Source organism: Verrucomicrobiota bacterium (genome assembly GCA_037139415.1).
GTDB lineage: Bacteria > Verrucomicrobiota > Verrucomicrobiia > Limisphaerales > Fontisphaeraceae > JBAXGN01.
Genome location: JBAXGN010000014.1, coordinates 43,697 through 63,430 on the forward strand (window position 1 = coordinate 43,697; position 19,734 = coordinate 63,430).

Consider the following 19,734-nt stretch of genomic DNA (forward strand, 5'->3'; position numbering starts at 1 on the left):
CGTGTCGAGAACTTAACTCTTTGGGATCAGCAGGTACCGCCCATCTTTGGCCGTCTCAAAACTTATCGCGCCTTTTCCGGATTTTACGGGAACGGGTTTGCCGGCAGACTCAACCATCACTTCGGCCCCGGTGCGTATCGCACACGATTTGCCAGCCAGAGAACGCAGCGTCGCTTTGGCCAGTTGTCCGTTCTTCCACGCCATATCCACTTCAAAGCCGCCACGCGCGCGCAGCCCTTTCACTTCCCCGGTGGGCCAGGCTTTGGGTAGCGCAGGCAGCAGGTGGATTTCGCCTGTATGGCTTTGCAACAGCATTTCTGCCACGCCTGCCGCCGCGCCGAAATTACCATCAATCTGAAATGGCGGATGACCATCAAACAGGTTCACGTACACACCGCCACCGGTGGAATAATTGTACCCCTCAAAATCAATCACGTTCAATAGGCTGCGTAACAGACGTTCTGCGTGGTCGCCATCCTGCAGCCGGGCCCAGAAGTTGATCTTCCACGCCTTGCTCCAGCCGGTGCCATCGTCACCCCGGGTTTCCAGCGACTTGCGGGCGGCCTCCATGAGCGCTGGCGTGCCAGGGGTAATCATGGTCCCCGGGTGCAACGCAAACAGATGAGAGACATGGCGATGATGCGGCTCAGGCTCCTTGTATTCTTGCGCCCATTCCATCAGGCGGCCATCGCTACCGATGCCGGGCAGCAACAGCTTGGCGCGGGCCTCGGCCACGCGGCGGGTGAAGTCATCCTCGATGCCCAGCACCTTCGCTGCGGCCAGCACATTGCCAAAATTTTCCCAGATGATTTCCTGTTCCATGGAAGGCCCCATGGAGAGCGATCCGCGCTGGCCGTCGGCCGTGAGGAATGCGTTTTCAGGCGAGTTGGCGGGGCCGCTCACCAGCTTGCCGGTCTTCGGATCAGGCACCAGCCAATCCAGCGAGAACTCGGAGGAACCTTTGAGCACCGGCCAGACGCGCCGCAGATAATCCAAATCGCAGGTGAATTGGTAGTGCTCCCAAAGATGCGTGGCCATCCAAGCGCCGCCGGCGGGAAACAGGCCCCAGCCGGGATGCTCGCCCGGCGCGGTAAAGCCCCAGGGATTAAAGATGGTATGCACCGTCCAACCGCGTGCGTTGTAATGAACCTTGGCAGTTTTCGCGCCGGGACCACTCATAGCGCGGGTCAGTTCAATCAGCGGTTCATTGCATTCCAGCAGGTTGCCCACCCCGGCGGGCCAATAGTTCATCTGCACATTAATGTTGGCGTGATAATCGCAGTTCCATGGCGTCTGGATGCCGTCGGCCCAAACGCCCTGCAAGTTCGCCGCCAGATCGCCCGGTCGGGAACTGCTCATCAGCAGATACCGGCCATATTGAAAAAAAAGCGCTTCCAAACCCGGATCAGCCGCCCCTTTGCCAAACGACGCCAACCGCTCATCCGTCGGCAGCTTGGCGTTATCCGTGCTCCCGAGATCGAGGCTCACCCGGCGGAAAAGTTTCTGGTGGTCATTAATGTGAGCGGCGCGTAAAACCGAGAAATCCAGCGCCGCCGCCGTTTTGAGTTGTCGTTCGGTGATGGCTTCCGGACTCTCGCTGCCTCGATAGTTTGGCGCATCAGCCTGGTAATCTGTCGCCGCCGTGAGCAGCAGGATGGCCTGGTCCGCGCCTTCCACGCGCCACTGGTTGCCATCCGCAATTAGTTTGCCGCCGGTCGTCAGAATTTTCAGCCGGGCGGCAAAGCGCATGCCGTTGGTGGCCTGCCCATCAAATAATTGCCCGGTCATCAGCAACTCATCGCTTCCAATGGTCCGGGTGGTACTCATTTCCGGACGAGTCAGTGCGGCGTTGAAATAAAGGAATCCCTGTTTGCTGGCACCCAGCAACACCATAATGGCCTGATGCGGGTGGCTCGCAAAAATCTCCCGGGTAAAGGTGACATCACCCATCTGATACTCCACTTTGGCCAGCGCGGTATCCAAGTCCAGTTGCCGCCGGTATTCAGCGGGGGCCAGATTTGTGTTCCCGGAGAAGTTCAACTGCAAATCACCAAAGGTCTGGTAACAGCCAAACGGGAGTCTGGCACCCTTGGCCTGGCCCGAACCTTTGCCGGCACAAATCAGCTTCTTCACTCCCAATTGATCGGCCTCCTTCTGTTTGCCATCCGCGAGCAGCTTGCGGATCTCCGGTAGCGCGGCGAGCGCCTCTGGGTTATTGGGTTCCTCGGGGCCGCCGGACCATAGGGAATCCTCATTGAACTGGATGCGCTCGGCCCATACGCCGCCATGCACCATGGCACCTAGGCGCCCATTGCCAATGGGCAATGCCTGCGTCCATTTTTTGGCTGGCTGACGGTACCAGAGCGCCATGTCCTCGCCACGCAAGGCACCGGGCAGCAGCACGGCACCCACCAGAACGGCAAAACCGAGATAGTTCATGCCGTCACCATAGGGTAGTCGTTACCAGTTGGCAAGCCACCGGGCAGGCCATTCTAGCTCCTGACTTCAAGCTCCTATCTTCAGGTCAATATTTTTCTGCCGGTTCATTTTTCTGCAAAAGTTTCCCATGCGCGTCCCTTCGCATGATTCGCGGGCTCAACTTTCTGGGTTCGAAATTCGGGTTTCGGACTTCTTTCGGTTTTCGATTTTCGGTCTTCGGATTTGTCATATTCCCTCCATTTTCCCCTTCCATCTCTCGCCCCTTTGTCTTACCTTTTTCGCAAGTTCCTGTTGTTCGTGCGTTTACTGATGAAATGGCACCTGCATAACCAGATCGTGTATGGCTTCTGTCACCGGAAGCGGACGCTTCCCCCCACCTCATAACGCAATCACTAACACATCCATACCCATGCCCACCCTCGTTCCTGAAAAAATCCTGAAGATCGTTGATGACATAGACACGCAAGGGAACGTGTCACTGATGCGGCTGACGGTGTTAAAAAAATGGTTTGAACACCCCGGTCGGTTACCCGCCTTTGGCCTTTGGATCGCGCGCCGGGCGGCGAGTCGCAAGGGGAAGACGGCGGGTGTGCATGGAGCCCTGCTCAATGAGGCGCGGAAACTGTTGGGCACCACGTCCACGCGGGAAAGCCTATTTCAGCAGATTGCTCCAAAGGCGGCAGCGGATCTGCATACGCGGGCAAAGCTGGCCCAGCATGAATTCCAGAACCAACAATGGGGACGGGTGCGGATCATTCGATGCTGGCCGCTCATGCTGGTGGAGCAAGGGTTGGCCCTCCACGCCGGTCTCGCTCGCCATCCCAGCGATGGCTACAAGCTGGCCGCCGACTGGGCGCAGAACTACGACTCCAGCTATGGCAATGGCCTGAATGGTCCCAGTCGCACCAAACTGCTTGAACTGATGCGTTTCATGTTCAACGTTGAAGCGCAGGAGGAAGAACAATGCTCCTTTACCGCAGCGCGACAAATGAAAGCATGAACAGTGCCGAACAGTAATTTCGTATCCGTTTATGAAAACACCCGGCCGCAATCCCATGAAAAAATTCCTATTCCTCCTCGTGATCGTAACCATCGGCGCCCTTTCGCTGCGGGCCGTGCCATTCGACCAGCAGATCAAGTTTATTCAACCGGATGGCACACCCATCATCCTGCACGGTTGGGGTGATGAATTCCAAGCCGTGTTCGAGACGGCAGACGGCTACACGGTGGTCTTCGATCCGGCACAACGGGCTTACTGCTACGCCCAAACCGACGCCGGGGGCGATCTGGTTTCAACGGGCGTGCAAGTTCATCGCCAAAATGCGGCGACCCTGGGACTGGGTCAGCATGTGCGGATGAGCGACGCGGTGCTCAGACCAAAGGTGGAGCAGCGGCGGCAGGAGTGGGAGCGGGTGACGCAAACTACGCAGCGCTGGAACGCGCGCAAGGCGGCCATGCGGCAAGTGCTGGGGCAGCCGGCGGCTGGCGAAGGCGCGATGAGTCCGGCAGAGCTTCAGGCGGTGTCACACACCACGCTGGGAAATAAGATGGGGCTGATCGTGCTGATTGATTTCGATGACGAACCGGCAACCATTCCACAGGCCGAGGTGATGAATTACGCGAACGGCGACAACTACACCGGCTTTGGAAACAACGGCTCCATCAAGCAGTATTTCTTAGACAACTCCAGCGGTGCGCTCACCTACAGCAACGTGGCCACGGTGTATATCCGCATTCCCAATTCGCTCCATCCCAAAAGCTATTACAACGATCCAACCAAGAGTGCGGGCAGCATCGAAGCAGAACTTCTCCGTGACGCGATCAACATCCTGACCAACCTGCCGAATTACACGTCCGACATTCTGCCAACCTTTGCTTCGTTGACCCACGAAAGCGATGGGCGAATTGTGGCAACAAGCGTTTATTTTGCCGGTGCCAACAGCGGGGTTTGGACCAAAGGACTGTGGCCGATGTCCGGCATGTATGGCGGCCAGGAGCTTGGCAATGGCATGCATATCGGTACCTTTTGCGTCATTGATATCGGCGCCAGCCTGACCATTGGCACCTTTTGCCACGAGAACAGCCACATGCTCCTCGGCTACCCGGACGAATATGCTTACGTTGGCAATTCATCCGGCGCGGGCAGTTGGGACCTGATGGGCTCCGGGAACTACAATGGCGGCAGCAAAAATCCCTCCCCGATCAGCGTTTACCTCAAACGGGCCTCGGGCTGGGGCACCACCATTGACCTCACGACCAACAGCTCGCTGTTGGCTTCTTCAATCTGGAGAGGCGCCGACTATGACAAATGCTACCGCTTCCAGAAGCCCGGCGTGTCCACGGAGTATTACCTGATTGAGAATCGCCAGAAGACCGGGCGCGGGGCCGATGGACCTGGTGCGGGGCTGCTGCTTTGGCATGTGGATGAACTGGGCTATCACGACTACGCGAACACCAATTACAATACCACCCACACCAATTACGAAAACGGCCTCGTCCAGGCGGACAACCTGTTTCAACTGGAAAACGGCAGCAATGGTGGCGATGCACAAGATCCCTTCTACCGCGGCAACCCGGCGCTGGCATACACCAACAACGCCTTCACGGATAGCACCGGCCCCAGCGCGCGGTTTTGGGACGGCAGCGCTTCCGGAATTGTGTTTGCCGATTTCAACTCGAACAACGCCACGATGACTTTTCGCGTGGGCAACGCCCGGCTGCCGTTGAGCGTGGCGTCCACGATTTTGGTGGACGGTAATGGCAACGGTAACGTGGACCCGAATGAAACCAACCGGCTCTATGTCGTGCTCCGCAACGAAGACACCCGCACCGCCACCAACATCTCGGCGACCATTTCCTCGACCACGGCCGGAGTGAACGTCGGCACGGCCACGGCCAGTTATCCGAATGCTGCGCCCGGCGCGCTGGTGACGAACACCACGCCGTTTATTTTCTCAACCACGCCGGGATTCGTCTGCGGCACCACGCCCCAGTTTACCAACGTGGCCAGTTGCACCGGTCTGAGCACGACCAATTCTTTTGCCCTGGCCTCAACGGCACCGTGCGTGGACGGCAGCTTCCTGCCGCCGGTGGTCACATTCACCAGTCCAACCAACAACCAAATTTTCCAGAATGGAACCGCCATCACCCTGACGGCCACCGCTACCGACGCTGATGATGCCGTGGCGCGGGTCGAGTTCTACGATGGGACCAACTTGCTAGCGACCGCTACGTCCAGTCCTTACACTTATGTGTGGTCCGGCGCTTCCGGCGGGATGCACACCTTGAAGGCGCGGGCGGTGGATCAGTCCGGGCTATTTGCGGTAACGAACATCACTGTTGGCGTATCCGCCGGCGGCGCGCTCACCTGGGTTGGCGCGGGTGCCAGCGATAATTGGAGCGATGCTTACAACTGGAATCTTTTCCGCGCTCCGACCAACGGCGAGCCAGTGACCTTCACCGGCGCGCTCCGCCTCACCCCGGCCAACGACGCGCTTGCTTCGCTGGGCGCAGTTACGTTGAGCAGTGGCAACTTTGTCGTCAGCGGCAACTGGCTCACGTTGTCCAACGGCATTTCCAGTTCCGGCGACAACACGTGGGCGGCGATCTCCAGGTTGGGCGCGGCCCAGAGTTTCGTCAGCAGCAGCAGCACGCTGAACGTCAGCGGCAACGTGACCAACGCCGGCTTCGGTTTGACCCTGGATGGCGCGGGCAGCGTCAGCGTCAGCGCGCCCATCTACGGTTCTGGCAACTTAACCAAGGCGGGCGCGGGCACCGCGACGCTGGGCGCCCTGACTGATACCAACGCGACCGGCACGACCACGGTCAACGCTGGGCGGCTCATCATCGCGGCGGGTGCGTCCGGATCCGTGCGGGCAATCGGTTCCGGCCTGCTTACCGTCAACAGCGGCGCCACCGTGCAGTTCACCAAAAGCTACGGCTATGGCGGAACGGTCAGCAAACCCGTCACCATCAATGGCGGCACGCTCCAGTTCGACGCGTTTCAATACCTCGGTGCCTTGAACATGACTGGCGGCTCGGTCATCGGCTCCGGCTCCGTTTCTTCGCTGGCCTCGCACACCTTCAACGCCGCCACCACCACGGCGACTATTTCTGTTCCGTTCAAACTCTACTGGACCGGCGACACCACGTTCACCGTCGCCGACGGCGCGGCGGATCCGGATCTTAACATCACCACGTCCATCACGGAGCAGACCAGCCCCGCCAATCTCGTCAAGGCCGGTGCGGGCCGCATGGCCATCGGTGGCGGCACTTATACTGGCACTACGGTCGTCAAAGCGGGCACGCTGGATTTGTGGGGCAGCTTGAGCGGCGGCGGCGGCGTGACCGTGAGCAACAGCGCCGCCCTCACCGTGAAGATTCTTGCCTCCGGAACCAGCGTCTCGGCCTCGGCACTTTCTTTGGGCAGTGGCAGCGGCAGCACCACGCTGAATTTGCTTAACTTCGCCGGCAGTCCCAACGCCCCGATTAACGTCATCACCCTGACGGCCAATGGCACCGCGACGATCAATGTTTCGGGTGGATTCACCGTCGGTCAATACCCGCTCATCAAGTATTCGGCGCTGGCGGGCACCGGATTCCCGGCTTTGCATCTCGGCACGCTGCCAATGGGCATCAGTGCCAGCCTGGTCAACAATTCTGCCAACCTTTCCGTGGACCTGCGCATCACCGGCGTCACTCCGATGGTATGGTCGGGCACGACGAATGGAAATTGGGACATCAACACCACGACGAACTGGACTTCCGGCGGCACGCCGACCACCTATCAGGATTTCAACAGCGCGCAAATGGATGACACCGCCGGCGGCACAACGGCCATCAATCTATCCGCCACCGTCCTGCCCAGTTCGGTGCTGGTGTCCAACACCGCCAAAAGTTACAGCCTGTCCGGCAGCGGCGCGCTGGCCGGCGGCATGGGCCTGACGAAGCAGGGCAGCGGAACGCTCACGGTGGGCACGACTAACAGCTATTCTGGCGCTACCACCATCGGTGGCGGCACGGTGCAGATTGGAAACACCAGCGCGCTCGGCACCAGCACGCTGGTGGTGAGCGCCGGCACGCTCGACTTGAATGGAAACTCCATGACCGTCGGCACGCTCTCCGGCATCGGCGGCACGATCACGGATAACAGCCCGGGGGCCGGCACCACCACGCTGGCGATCAATCAGAGCGCGAACGGAACGTTCAGCGGCGCGATTGCGGATGGCAGTTCGAAGCAACTTGCCGTCACCAAGAAAGGCTCCGGCACATTGACCTTGAGCGGCAACAACACCTTCTCCGGCGTGCTCAATGCGGACGAGGGCTTGAGCGCGGCCAACGACGGCGCGGTCAAGATCACCGCCAGCGCCGCCGTGCAGAATGTTTCCCAAATCACGCTCTACAACCCCGCCGGCGGTGCCTCCACGCTCCAACTCGACGGCTCCGGCGGCCCCATCGTGGTCAACGCCCTCATCGCCCTGAGTTGTCGCGACGCCACCAACTCTGTTCCCCACCTCCAGAACCTCGCCGGCAACATCTCAACTTCGTCCGGTGATCCGAACAACCTCATTCAATGCGACAGTGGCACGCTAAACTTGGGCGGCATTCTGACCTGCCGGAATGGCTCCGCGACTTATACGATCCTCGGAAGCGGCGATGTCGTCGTGTCCGGCACGTTCCAAGGTTTGAGCGCCAACCCCGTGACTGTGCTGAAGACCAACAGCTCCGGCGCGCTGACTTTGAGCGGCCCCCAAACCCACAAAGGCGGGACCGTGGTTTGGGGCGGCCAATTGAACCTGAACAGCGCCACCGCGCTCGGCCACAGCAGCAGCGCCTTCACCAACGCGGGCGTCAGCACCATTGATAACACCAGCGGCGGCTCCATCACGCTGGTCAACAACAACACCAATTACTGGAATGCGGACTTCACGTTCGTCGGCAGCAATCCTTTGAACCTCGGCAACGGCCCGGTCAATTTGGGAGCCAGCGTCCGGACGACGGTGAGCGCCAGCACCTTGACCGTGGGCGGCGCGCTCAGCGGCAGCGGTTTCGGTTTCACGAAAGCGGGCAACGGCACGCTCAGTTTGGGCGGCACCAACACCTACACCGGCCCCACCACGGTAACCGCCGGCGCGTTGAACGTGACGGGTAAACTCGCTGGCGGCGGCGCGGTCACGATCAATGACGGTGCCAGCCTGTTGGTGAACGCCAACGCGGGGCTGACGGCAGCGGGGCTGAACCTGGGCAGCAGCGGAGCCACGACTTTATCGCTCACCAATTTCACCGCCAGCGCCAGTGCTCCCATCAATGCCACCAACCTCACGGCTAACGGCACGGTGACGGTGAATATCTCCGGCATCAGCGCGGGCGCGGGCCAATATCCGCTGATTAAATACACTTCACTCGGCGGCGCAGGATTCCCCGCCTTTGCGCTGGGCACATTGCCGCCCACCTGGCGGGCGGCCAATCTCATCAACAACACCGCCAATCATTCCGTGGATTTGAACCTTACCGGGATCGCTCCGGCGATATTGGCGGTAACGCCCGCTTCCGCGACGGTTTACGCCGGGTCGAACGCAACCTTCACCGTTTCCGCCAGCGGTTCGTCGCTGGCTTACCAATGGCAGTATGGGGAAAACAACGTTCCCGGCGCGAACGGCACCAGCCTCACGCTGGCCGGCGCGCAGTTCACCAACGCCGGCCTTTATCGCGTCATCGTGACCAACAGCTACGGCTCCGTCACCAGCGCGATGTCCGCGCTCACAGTGATCCCATCGCAACCTTACCGGGCGCAACTGCTGGCGGATGCGCCGGTCGCGTGGTGGCGGTTGAACGAAACTTCCGGCACGACCGCTTACGATTCCGCCGCCAGTTACAACGGCGCGAACAGCGGCAGTCTGGTTCTTGGCGTCAGCGGCCCAAATGCGCCGATGTTCCCGGGAATTGAATCCGGCAACACCGCATATCAATTCAGCGGTTCGGGCACGAGCATTTCCCTGCCCGCACTGAATCTCACCAGCAACATCACTCTCACCGCCTGGGTCAAACCCAACGCCGCGCAGGGTTATTACCCGGGCGTCATCGCCTGGAGCAGCGGCGGCAATACCATCTCGTTGGGTTTTGGCAACGCCACCAATCAACTCACCTATGTTCGCAATGGTTCGGTTTACTCATCGACGTCGCAACAGGTACCCACCAACCAGTGGACGTTTATCGCGCTCGCCTTAAGCCCGACCAATGCGGTGCTTTACATGGCGACCAACTCCAATCTGGTGACATACAAACCCAGCACCACCAGCCCGGCCCTGACGTCGTTCACCAATACGGCGTATATCGGCAAAAGTCCCTATGGGAGTTACAACGGAAGCATTGACGAAGTCGCCGTCTTCAACCAGTTACTCACGCCGGCCCAAATCACCAACCTGGTTTCCGCCGCACTCCTGTCGCTGCCCGGCGTGACGCTCACGGCCCCGGCGGATGGCAGTTCATTTCCTGTGTCCTCCAACATCGTGCTGACGGCATCCGTCACGACCAACGGCCATGCGATTTCAAAAGTGCAGTTTTTCAGCGGTGCCAGCCTGCTTGGCGAGTCCGCCGCCGCACCGTATCAATACACCTGGTCTGGCGCGACCGCTGGCGCTTACACGCTGCTCGCGCAGGTCGTTTATGATGGCGGCAACGTTTTGGGTTCATCGCCGGCATACATCACAGTGACAAACGCACTTGTGTCCGTTTCCACCAACCCAACGAACATCCTCGCCACCATCAGCGGCACCAATCTTATCTTAAGCTGGCCGGGTAGTCACACCGGTTGGCGCTTGCTAATGCAGACCAACAACCTGGCCAGCGGCGTCAGCAGGAACACGAACGACTGGGGCCCTGTCTCCGGCTCGACTGCCACCAATCAGATGTTCATCCCAATGGATCCCAGCAAGCTGGTGGAATTCTATCGCCTTGCTTATCCGTAAGGAAAACTGTCTTATACCATTTCCAGTTTGTAACTGCATCATTCAAACCGTTCAGGCGTATGCCTTGTCATCGTAGCGCAGGTTTCCAAACCTGCTGTGTCGCCGACTTCCCAGTCGGCATACCTTTAATTACACAACCACTCGCTGATTGGTAATAGTGCAATTGCATGATGAAAATGGTCTTAGCCGAAACGACCGTACAAGCGACGGGCACTACGGCGGTTGCTGGGGTGGTCCCGCCGATGCTCCGGGTTCCATAAGGAGCGTGCGCGGCAGCGTTCCTGGACAAATCATGTCCAGCGCAAATACGGCCAATGTGCTGGTTTCCGCCGCTGCCTTGGAACATCACTGAACATAGCGGAAGCCGGAAGTCTTTCCACGCGGAGCAATATGCGCCGGCGCATTCTTATCCGTCACCAGTTCCCCCGCGATCCGGAGATTCTCGAAGGTGACATTCGAAATTGTTCCCGGCTCGCTGCCGTTGCCGTCAAACACGCTTGGGTGAAGGGGCAACTGGGCGCTCGTGATGTTCTTTAAGATCATTCCGTCCACGCATCCCCGCCCTTCCCGGTAGCTTGCGTGGCCCGGATCTTCCGCCGCAAGCTTGATGCGCACGCCAAAGAGTTGATAGGGCCTGCCTTCGTGCCGAATGTTCTCGATGACGATATTCTTATAAACGGTGCGATTATGCATATCCATCAAGGCGACGGCATTCGCGTTTAGCCAATCATGCTTAGTGCGGGTTCGACCCATGTCGTTGCCTATGATGTCGAGCCCATCGGCGTGCTCCCCATCCACACTCTGCTTGACATTCCAGCCCATCTGGAGCGCGCTGCCGGCCGCCTGCAGCCAGACGACATTATTAATCGCTTTCATGCCCGATACGTGGAAGTGGATATTGTCATCATTGACTTTGAGAAAACAGCCTTTGACCAAACTCCCGGCGCCGCCACCGATCCCGTCAGAACATCGGGTCCACGCAAGCAACTTCACATTCTCAGCGGTGAGTCGTCCCCCACAGAAGCATCCAGGGCCGGGAGAATCGGTAACGACGATTCCTTCGACGGAGAGATCGGTCGCGGGCTTTTGCGAGGAGGCATCAATCATGAACTGGCCAAAGGTGCCCCGATTTTCCGTGATGCCGATGCCGGAGAGCACGCCCCGACCGCGAATGGTGACACCTTGTTTACCCTGCCTGGCAGTGGTCTGTAATCGGCCCTTTACGTAGGCCCCACCGGCCAGATAGACCGTTTGGCCATCCGCAACACTATGGGGCGTGGCCCCCAGATCCGTCACGCCTGGACCAAAGTAGATCACGTTCGGCGTGGATGCAGTAGGAGCGTTAGCCTCAGGCGGATTGGCAAAGATGAACAGTGGCTCGCGCGGCTGGCCATCCAATTCCACGAAGAGATTGGCTGGTTTCGTGAGGGTGAAGGACACCGTATTGCCGACCACAGTGGCGCGAATCTGCTTCGCCAGCGGGCGCACAGTTGCGAGCTTAACGGCGTTCCCATTCCGAACGGTTATCAGCACAGTCACCGGACCGCTGAAAGAGAAGGAGGTCCAATGGTTGGCATCCGTCGTAAAAACATTCCATGGGTTGGGGCCTTGCCGGGTGCTTTTATAGACATACGAGGGATGACTCTGGCCAGCCTGGGAGACAGTCACCTCGTAAAGGTCGGAGCCATACTGGTGATTGGGCAGTGCGGGATACACGGTCACCTCTTGAGCCTGCAAATCATCCGGGCCAGCAAAGCTCAAGCATGCCGAGAACACCATTGAAACAAGCGATGAGATGCGATGGGTGGCAATCATGGATTGGAAGTCCGGGCGAGTTTCTCATTGTGGTCGCGCAGCAATTTGAGCTGCCAGGCGCGCCGGTTCGTGGCGGTGACGTTCCGGCTGGATTCCTGCGCCGACAAGTCAAACACCCAAACCGCTGCCAAGGGAACCTGCAAGCGGTCCAGTTTGGCGAGGAACGCGGTAAAATGAGTGCGTGCTTCGGGGGAGTCCGGGGCGAAATCACTGGGAAACTGAAACTCCCCGACAAAAAGCGGCTTCCCGAGTTTTCGAGAGTCAGCCACGATGGCATCCAAACGTTCCATGGCATTTCTGCGCTGACCGGATTTGCCCAGGAGGTCGTTGTAGCAATGCACACTGATGAGATCCATCGGGTCGGGGGCGCACAACCCGAGCATGAATTCGCGTTGCTCCGGGTTATCGCCGATGCCGAATTTGTGTTCCTTGTAGAAATGCCAGGCATTGGTGCGCGGGAAGTCGCTGCCGCTCTCGATGAGCCGGTGCGGGTCGTCCTGGCGCACGGCCTTGCCAAACTCGCGAAAGGCAACGCCAAGGTCCGTGTGGGTGGGATAGTCGCGGGCCGTGCGAGACGCAGGAGTCCCATCTCGAGGTGAGACCGCTGGCCGGTTGTGGGCCGGGAGGTATTCCAAAGCATTGGGCAGGTCAGTATCGCTATTGAACTCGTTGCCCATTTCCCAAGCCCAGATGGCTGGGGAGGTACGGTAGCGGCTGACGACTTCATGGGTGTACTGGCGCATGAAGGCATGGGTCTTACTATTCGGGTTGCCCCATTGATCAATGGGCTCACCCACCAAATCGGGCACGCAGGCATGGAACCAGAACAGCGATGGGATGAGGCCAATATTATGCCGCTCAGCAGCGCGCACGACACCATCAAACCGGCGAAAATACTCCGCGCGATTGGTCTGATAGAGCTGCATATTGCGCGGCCAGAAGCCAGTGCCGGCAAAGCGCACGAATGGAATACGGTTGGTGGCCAGGACACGGAAGCCTTCCTCATACGAGGTATTGGTCGTACTCTGCAAGGTGCGATAAAAGCAGTCGAAGAAATTGATGCCCACGCCGCGATAAGGTTTGCCTTCCAACAGCACGGTGCCGTTGGGACCCTGGGTAAGGCCAAGCGGCTTTTCGGCGCAGCACACGCTGAACACCGCCCAGCAAAAACCGATGGTGAAACAGAATTTTGTTCGCATATAAAGCGATTGGCAAAGACTACTTCTTCGGCAGCATAAGGTTGGCCGGGCGCTGCGTGGTCACGGATACACCAACTGGTAGCTGACAAAGGCCACTTTCTTGCTGTCCGGCGACCAGGAAGGAACGTTGATGGTGCCCTGTCCGCCAAAGAGTTTGGTCAGCAGCCGAATCGGTCCGCCACCCGTTGGCATTATCCGCAACATCACGTCTTTGTTGGCGGGATGGGCGTTGGCCGCAACGTCCTTGTTAAAGCTAAGAAAGACAATCCACTTGCCATCCGGCGATGGATGCGCGAACCAGTTGTGATATCCATCGGCAGCCACGGGCTCCTGCCCTGAGCCATCGGGTTTCATCCGCCAGATCTGCATCATGCCGTCGCGTTCGGAATTGAAGTAGATGTATTTGCCATCCGGGGAATACTCCGGGCCATCGTCCAAACCCGGATTGGTGGTCAAGCGCGTTTCCTCGCCACCTGCGGCAGGAATGGTGTAAACATCATAGTTGCCATTCCGCTCGGCACAATAGGTCAGGGTTTTCCCATCCGGCGACCAGCCATGCCAATACGATGGCGCCAACGGCGTGATCAGCCGGGCCACGCCTCCATCAATCGGCAATACATAAATCTGCGATTTATTCCCAGCCGTCCGCGAACTGACGGCCAACTGCGTGCCGTCGAAGGAAATGCCATGGTCATTGTTGCAGTTTGTGGCCGCACCGGTGTCGAGCAATTGCGGTGTGCTGCCGGGCACGGGTGTGGTTTTCTTGTCACCAGTGACGGGCAGTTTATAGATCCGGCCCTTGCTGTTGAAGAGGAGATATTTTCCATCAGGCGACCAATTCGGCGCCTCAATAGGATCACGCGTGCGATAAACGACGGCGCGATCCGTGGAAGCGATGGCGATGGTTTCCACTGTACACTCGCGAACGGGTGACGCATTGGCCGGTGCGGCCAGCGGCTCAATGGTTACATTGGAAAACAGCGCCGTTTCATTCGTGCTGTTGTCGTGTGAGCAAACGCCCAGGCCAACGTACAACGGCCCCGTGATCGGAATCGGCAAGTACCCCCCGGCAGGCTTCAATTCGCCGCCTTTTTCGGCCAGCCACATTGAGAAATAATTCCCCCGTTTTTCCAAGCGCAGGCGCGGGGGCGCGGAAATATCCGAGTGGATGGTATAGGTCCGGTCTCCGGCGACTTCCCGCCATTGCAGCGCGGCCAATCCGTCGCCATGCACCACCACATCCGCATAAGCGGCCTCCGGTGCGAGCGACTGACGGACCAGCAAGCACGCCTTGCGGTGGTTGTTGCCAGCAGTGCCCAGGATGCGGACATCCGCCGTGAGCCTGAAATCGCCCGCCATCTGTTTCCATACAAAATGAAACGCGTCGTTGGTACCCCACACATTGGCTCCGCCGCCAGTGATACGGTATTCGCCGGCTGCCGCATTAAAACTTGCGGAACCCGGCTTGGCGCAGTTGCCGATGTCCGCGTGGTCGGTGAAAACTCCAAGTTCGCCCGTCTGACCATGGGCGAACAATGCCCCAGTCAAGGTGACAAGAGCAACCAGTTGACGCTTCATTATTTTGATCATATACGGGCTGATATTAGTGACATGCTGGCGATCATTCAAATATTGATTTGCGACAAGATATTTCAGCGTTATGTCAGCAAGAAGAGTATGGGGTGCCGGATGCCCCCCGTTGTTAAAGCTTACGGGTTTTTCGCATTCGACCTTCAGGGTCATTACTGGTTTCCCAAACTGCGGATCCACTCGGTCAGCAGGCGGACGGACGTCTCATCCACCACGGAGGAGGCCAGGGGCGGCATCTGGCGTTCCCCGCGCCGGGAGATGCGCGTGAGCAACTGCGAATGCTCGGGAGACCCGGGAACCACGATGCGGCTATCCGGGTCGCTGCCATGATCATTGAGGGGACCGTTAATAATTCCCGCCAACGACAGCGGCGTGGCCTGGCGCGCGTCCCAGAACGTAGGGGCCGTGCCGCCGGGCTGATGGCAATAAGCACAATTGACCGCGACATACGCGTGAACCCGATCGGCCAAGCTGGCCTTTGTATCGCTGGCCGGGACCAGGCGGGGCAGGGATTGGACTTCTGGAATGGCATTGCTGAAATACCCGGCCTGGCTGAGCCGCCGCAACTGGTTGACGGTGTCGCCGGCCGGGCCGGTTTCCCGGTTCAACTGGGCGGTGTTAAAGCTGAGTGCATATCCGCCCAGCGGAGTGTGACAGGTTAAACACTCCAAGCGGCTGGGATATCGCCATACCTGGGTGCGACGCATTCCCCGATCCTGAATTTGGAGCGTTTCCTCCGCCCCCGCTTCGGGTACCAGCATGGCATTTTTCTGGGAGCGATCCCAACGGTAGGTGACGCCGTAAACGCCGTCGCGGTTGCGCACCAGAAACCGGGTTTCCAACCGGCGCCGGGAGGCGGGAACGCCGTTGGTCAGCTCCATTTCAAAGTGCTTGATCCAGACCATCCCGGGTGGAAGCTTCCAATTTCCGGTCGGGTCAAAACCCATGGTCCGGGTGGTCTCTGGAAGGGAAAACCAGCGCTGCTTGATGGCGTGATCGGACCAAAAGGCGACGTTCGGTTCGTAGGGCACAATGCCCGGTTGCGGGGTAAGCAGGGACAGATCTTTAAAGGCCCCGGTATCCGCCAGCGTGGGCGGGAAGGGAGTGCCAGTGGGTTTCTCTTCGTAAACCAGCCGCTTAATTGTGTCGGCGCCGTGATCCGCCAGCAGTACATCGCCGTTGCGCGGATCCACCCCAAACGCGGCGACGTTCTTGTTGTCAGTCAGGTAGTCCTCAACGACGGTCTGACCGGGTTCGTAGCGCAGGGACCAAAGGTTGCCGGTCACATAGTCGCCAAAAACATACGCCCCTTTGAGTTGGGGAATCCGGTCGCCGCGATACACCACACCCCCGATCAAGGAGTTGCCCTGGTCCATTCCGCTCCCATGCGCATATTCCCAAATGGGTGCGGAAAACTTGAAGCCGTCTGGTTCGCGGTGGGGTCCCAGGTGGTTCCCTTCCCGAAACGCCCAGCCATAATTGCCTCCCGAGGTCAGTAAATGCACGCTTTCCCACTTGTTTTGGCCCACATCGCCGCAGTACCAGCGCCCGCTGGGAGCGTCATAGGAAAAACGCCAGGGATTGCGCAGCCCCACCGCCCAAAACTCGGTGCGCACGCGGATGGGATCCACCGGCAAACCGTTAAACCGGGTGGCGCCGACAAACGGGTTGTCCGGCGGGACGGCATAGTTGGTGCTGGCCGCCGGGTGCGGATTGGGTGGCAGGCTGCCGGGCCGCCGGTCCACGTCCAGTCGCAGCAGGCCTGAGAAAAAGTTCTTGTCAATGCGCTGGCTGTTTTCGAACTTGTCGTTGCCCGCCCCTTCATCCCCGAGCCCCACGTACAAATAACCGTCCGGACCAAAGTGCAGGTCACCGCCATTGTGATTGCGCGCCTGATCGTATTGGGTAAGGAGCGGCAGTTCCGAGGCCGGCAGCGCCCGGTTGGAATCGCCACGCGCGATCTCAAACCGGGACAGGCGATCATGCAACCCGGTCCCACCCCCGGTGGTGACGCTCGTGGTGTAGAAAACGTAGAAATAATGATTGCTGCGATATTGCGGGTGGAACGCCAGGCCGAGCAACCCTTGTTCGCCGCCATAAACGACGCGTTCCGAGATGTCCAAAAACAGGGTCCAGGTGGGCCGGGCCAGGTTTGTGATCACCGCGATGCGGCCGGCCTGTTCGACCACAAACAGCCGGTTGGTGTCACCCGGTGCGACCACCAGGCAAACCGGTTTGGCGAACTTCAAATCGCCAAAAGCTCGTTCCGTGCGGTAGCCGGTATGCGGCGGATTCAGTGGCATTTGCAACGTGGTATTGGCCACGCGTTGGAGCGGCGGCGCTCCCGCAGTCAGTGAGCACAGGCTGAACCATCCGATGAACAGGCAGAGATGCAACATCGAGCCAAGGGTAGCATGGGAAAAAGCGGACGCAAAATCAAACCGGTCACACACGCTGCTGCGCCAATAATTGAGATGCGCAACCGTGTGGCGCGACTCTCATCGAAGAGCGGCAGGCCATTGACCGGAGGCGGTGGAAAGTGCCAGCCGCCACAGCCGCTGCCATACTTTAAACGGGCAATGATGCAACATTTGTGAACGTATGGAAATTACCGGCGCGCTACAACTAAACAACCATGTGCCACTTGTTTTCCGTCCGAAAAAAGAATAAGCTGGATCGAACCGATGGAATGAAGCGAGTGCGCATGGAAAGTGAAAAAATAAATAACGGTCCCAGTGTCAACGGCGGTGTCGCCATAGGCACTTCCATGCACCTCCGCCTGCGCCTGGCTTTCGAGGTTCCCAGTCTTGCCGCGCTAGTTCTCCCCGTCTCATTGCCGAAACTAATTAAATAACCATGAAACACACCCTCATCCTCCTCACCGCGTTGCGGCTCGCGCCGCTGGCCGGGCTCCACGCCGCCGACGCGCCCGCTGCGCAAACGGCACTCGTCACCGTCCATCCGGAAAAGCCGGGGGTGAAGATCCCCGCGGATTTCCTCGGGTTCAGTTGCGAGAAAAAGATTCTGTCCATCGAATGCTTTCATCCGGGGAATTCGGTGGTGCTAAATCTGTATCGGAACTTGGGTGGCGGGGTGCTCCGCATCGGCGCCAATGAAGTGGAGTCCACCTATTGGTCCCGTACCGGGACGAATCCGCCTTCGGGCATGAAGACCATCGGCTATAACCTGAAACCGGTTACCATCGGCCCGTTATCGGTGGACAATCTTTATGCGTTTGCGAAGCAAAGTGGCTGGCGCGTCATTCACGGTTTGAATTTCGGCGCCAACGACCCGGCCATGGCTGCCGATGAGGCCGCCTACGCGCTGCAGGTCGGCGGGCCGCTGGTGCTGGCCTTCGAGGTTGGCAACGAACCCAACCTGTATCATGAAGGTTCCACTCGGCCGCCAAACTATCGCTATCCCCAATATCGCGCAGAAATTGAGAACTATAATCGGGTCATTTTGGCAAGACTGCCCAAGGCACCGCTGGCCGGACCAGCAACGACCTGGGCTTTCGGTTGGTATAAGGAATATCTGGGGGATTTTAAATCCCGCTTGGCGCTGGCCACCGCTCATACCTATGTACTATCGGCAAAGGAGGAAAATCCGCTGGCCCCCCGGTTCGCCACCGTCGAAAATCTGTTGAGCGCAAAAAGCGCGCAAAATACGGAGAAAAATTGGCTCCCGCAGCTCGAGGCGGCCAGTGCGGCGCACCTCCCGTTCCGCATTGGGGAATGCAACTCGGCCTCGGGTGGCGGCAAGCGCGGCGTCAGCGATGCCTTCGCCTCGGCGCTCTGGAGCACCGATTTCCTTTTTGACGTGGCCGAGCATGGCGGGGCGGGCGTTAATTTTCACGGCGGGTTTGGTTCCCGGCCTGGTTATTCGCCCTTCTGCTTTATCCGCAACCGTTATTCTGCAAACCCGATCTACTACAGCATGTTGCTGTTTCATCAGGCGGCCCGGGGCCAGGTGGTGCCGGTGGAATGCCAGACCCCGGCCAACCTCACCGCCCACGCCGTCCTGGGCGATGACCACAAGCTGCGCGTGGTGCTCATCAACAAGGACCTGACGAACTCAGTCGTTGCGACCATCATGCCGGGTACACCGCGCACGAAAGCCGAAATGATTCGCCTGCGTGCGCCCTCGGTCACGTCCACAGAGGGTGTCACCCTGGCTGGCAGTGCGGTGGCCGAGGATGGAACGTGGAAGCCTCAACCGGGCACGCCGGTGCCGTGCGCGAATGGCAAATGCGAAGTGTCATTGCCCGCCGCGAGTGCGGCGCTGCTCACGCTTGAGTAGCTTTCACGGTTTTCTCAACGTGGTCGTGGTCCAATCGAACACCCAGGCGGCCGTGCCCGCCGTAAATTTCCATGAGGTTCCATGGCTCTCGAACTGAACGGGGACGGGCTGCGCCGCGCCGTCGGTCCAGTTGAAGGCCGTGGCACTGCGCCAATTGGGGGCGCGTTTCTGGAGCGTCAGGCAGAATTTCTCCGTCGTGCCGTCGCCGTGGCGCGCCTTGAAAAGGAAGGGGCCGCCGCCGGCCTGAACCTGCTCGGGCGTCAATGCCTGGACAAGCAGCAGCGCCTTGTCGCCCTTGACCAGCCAGGTTCCCTGCCCTTGCGGTGCTGCCTTGGCTGACGCCGCCTCGCAGTGGAACAGGAGCTTGTAGTTAGAGCCCGTCCCGAAGCAGAATAAGCAATAGCCACTGCGACGGTTGGGATTTT

At 59.2% G+C, this 19,734-nt stretch carries 9 protein-coding genes; 3 read left to right on the plus strand and 6 right to left on the minus strand.

Translation table 11 applies throughout. The annotated features are described in order from the left end of the window. Positions 1–12: 12 nt before the first annotated feature. Positions 13–2,439: a glycoside hydrolase family 95 protein gene (locus WCO56_04105; GenBank protein MEI7728725.1), complete on the minus strand. Its 2,427-nt coding sequence runs from the start codon at positions 2,437–2,439 to the stop codon at positions 13–15. Between the two features lie 409 nt (positions 2,440–2,848). On the opposite strand from WCO56_04105, the gene WCO56_04110 reads away from it, so the two are divergent. Then, positions 2,849–3,439: a hypothetical protein gene (locus tag WCO56_04110; GenBank protein MEI7728726.1), complete on the plus strand. Its 591-nt coding sequence runs from the start codon at positions 2,849–2,851 to the stop codon at positions 3,437–3,439. 55 nt (positions 3,440–3,494) lie between these two features. Further along, positions 3,495–10,406, plus strand: a complete 6,912-nt coding sequence (locus tag WCO56_04115) for a M6 family metalloprotease domain-containing protein (protein MEI7728727.1) — start codon at positions 3,495–3,497, stop codon at positions 10,404–10,406. A gap of 345 nt (positions 10,407–10,751) precedes the next feature. On the opposite strand, the gene WCO56_04120 is transcribed toward WCO56_04115, so the two are convergent. The 4 genes from WCO56_04120 to WCO56_04135 all read right to left on the minus strand — a co-directional run bounded on the left by WCO56_04120 (position 10,752) and on the right by WCO56_04135 (position 17,409). Then, complete coding sequence (locus WCO56_04120) at positions 10,752–12,167, minus strand: hypothetical protein (GenBank protein ID MEI7728728.1); 1,416 nt, start codon at positions 12,165–12,167, stop codon at positions 10,752–10,754. A 50-nt stretch (positions 12,168–12,217) separates the two neighbouring features. Then, positions 12,218–13,420: a cellulase family glycosylhydrolase gene (locus WCO56_04125; GenBank protein ID MEI7728729.1), complete on the minus strand. Its 1,203-nt coding sequence runs from the start codon at positions 13,418–13,420 to the stop codon at positions 12,218–12,220. A 60-nt stretch (positions 13,421–13,480) separates the two neighbouring features. Further along, positions 13,481–15,010, minus strand: coding sequence for a hypothetical protein (locus WCO56_04130; GenBank protein ID MEI7728730.1), 1,530 nt, complete (start codon positions 15,008–15,010; stop codon positions 13,481–13,483). A gap of 152 nt (positions 15,011–15,162) precedes the next feature. Beyond that, positions 15,163–17,409, minus strand: coding sequence for a PQQ-dependent sugar dehydrogenase (locus WCO56_04135; protein MEI7728731.1), 2,247 nt, complete (start codon positions 17,407–17,409; stop codon positions 15,163–15,165). 457 nt (positions 17,410–17,866) lie between these two features. Here WCO56_04135 and WCO56_04140 point away from each other — a divergent pair, with 457 nt between their 5' ends. Beyond that, positions 17,867–19,309, plus strand: a complete 1,443-nt coding sequence (locus WCO56_04140) for a glycosyl hydrolase family 79 C-terminal domain-containing protein (GenBank protein MEI7728732.1) — start codon at positions 17,867–17,869, stop codon at positions 19,307–19,309. A 3-nt stretch (positions 19,310–19,312) separates the two neighbouring features. Here WCO56_04140 and WCO56_04145 read toward each other — a convergent pair. Next, a partial coding sequence (locus tag WCO56_04145; GenBank protein ID MEI7728733.1) for a hypothetical protein occupies positions 19,313–19,734 on the minus strand: 422 nt, incomplete at its 5' end.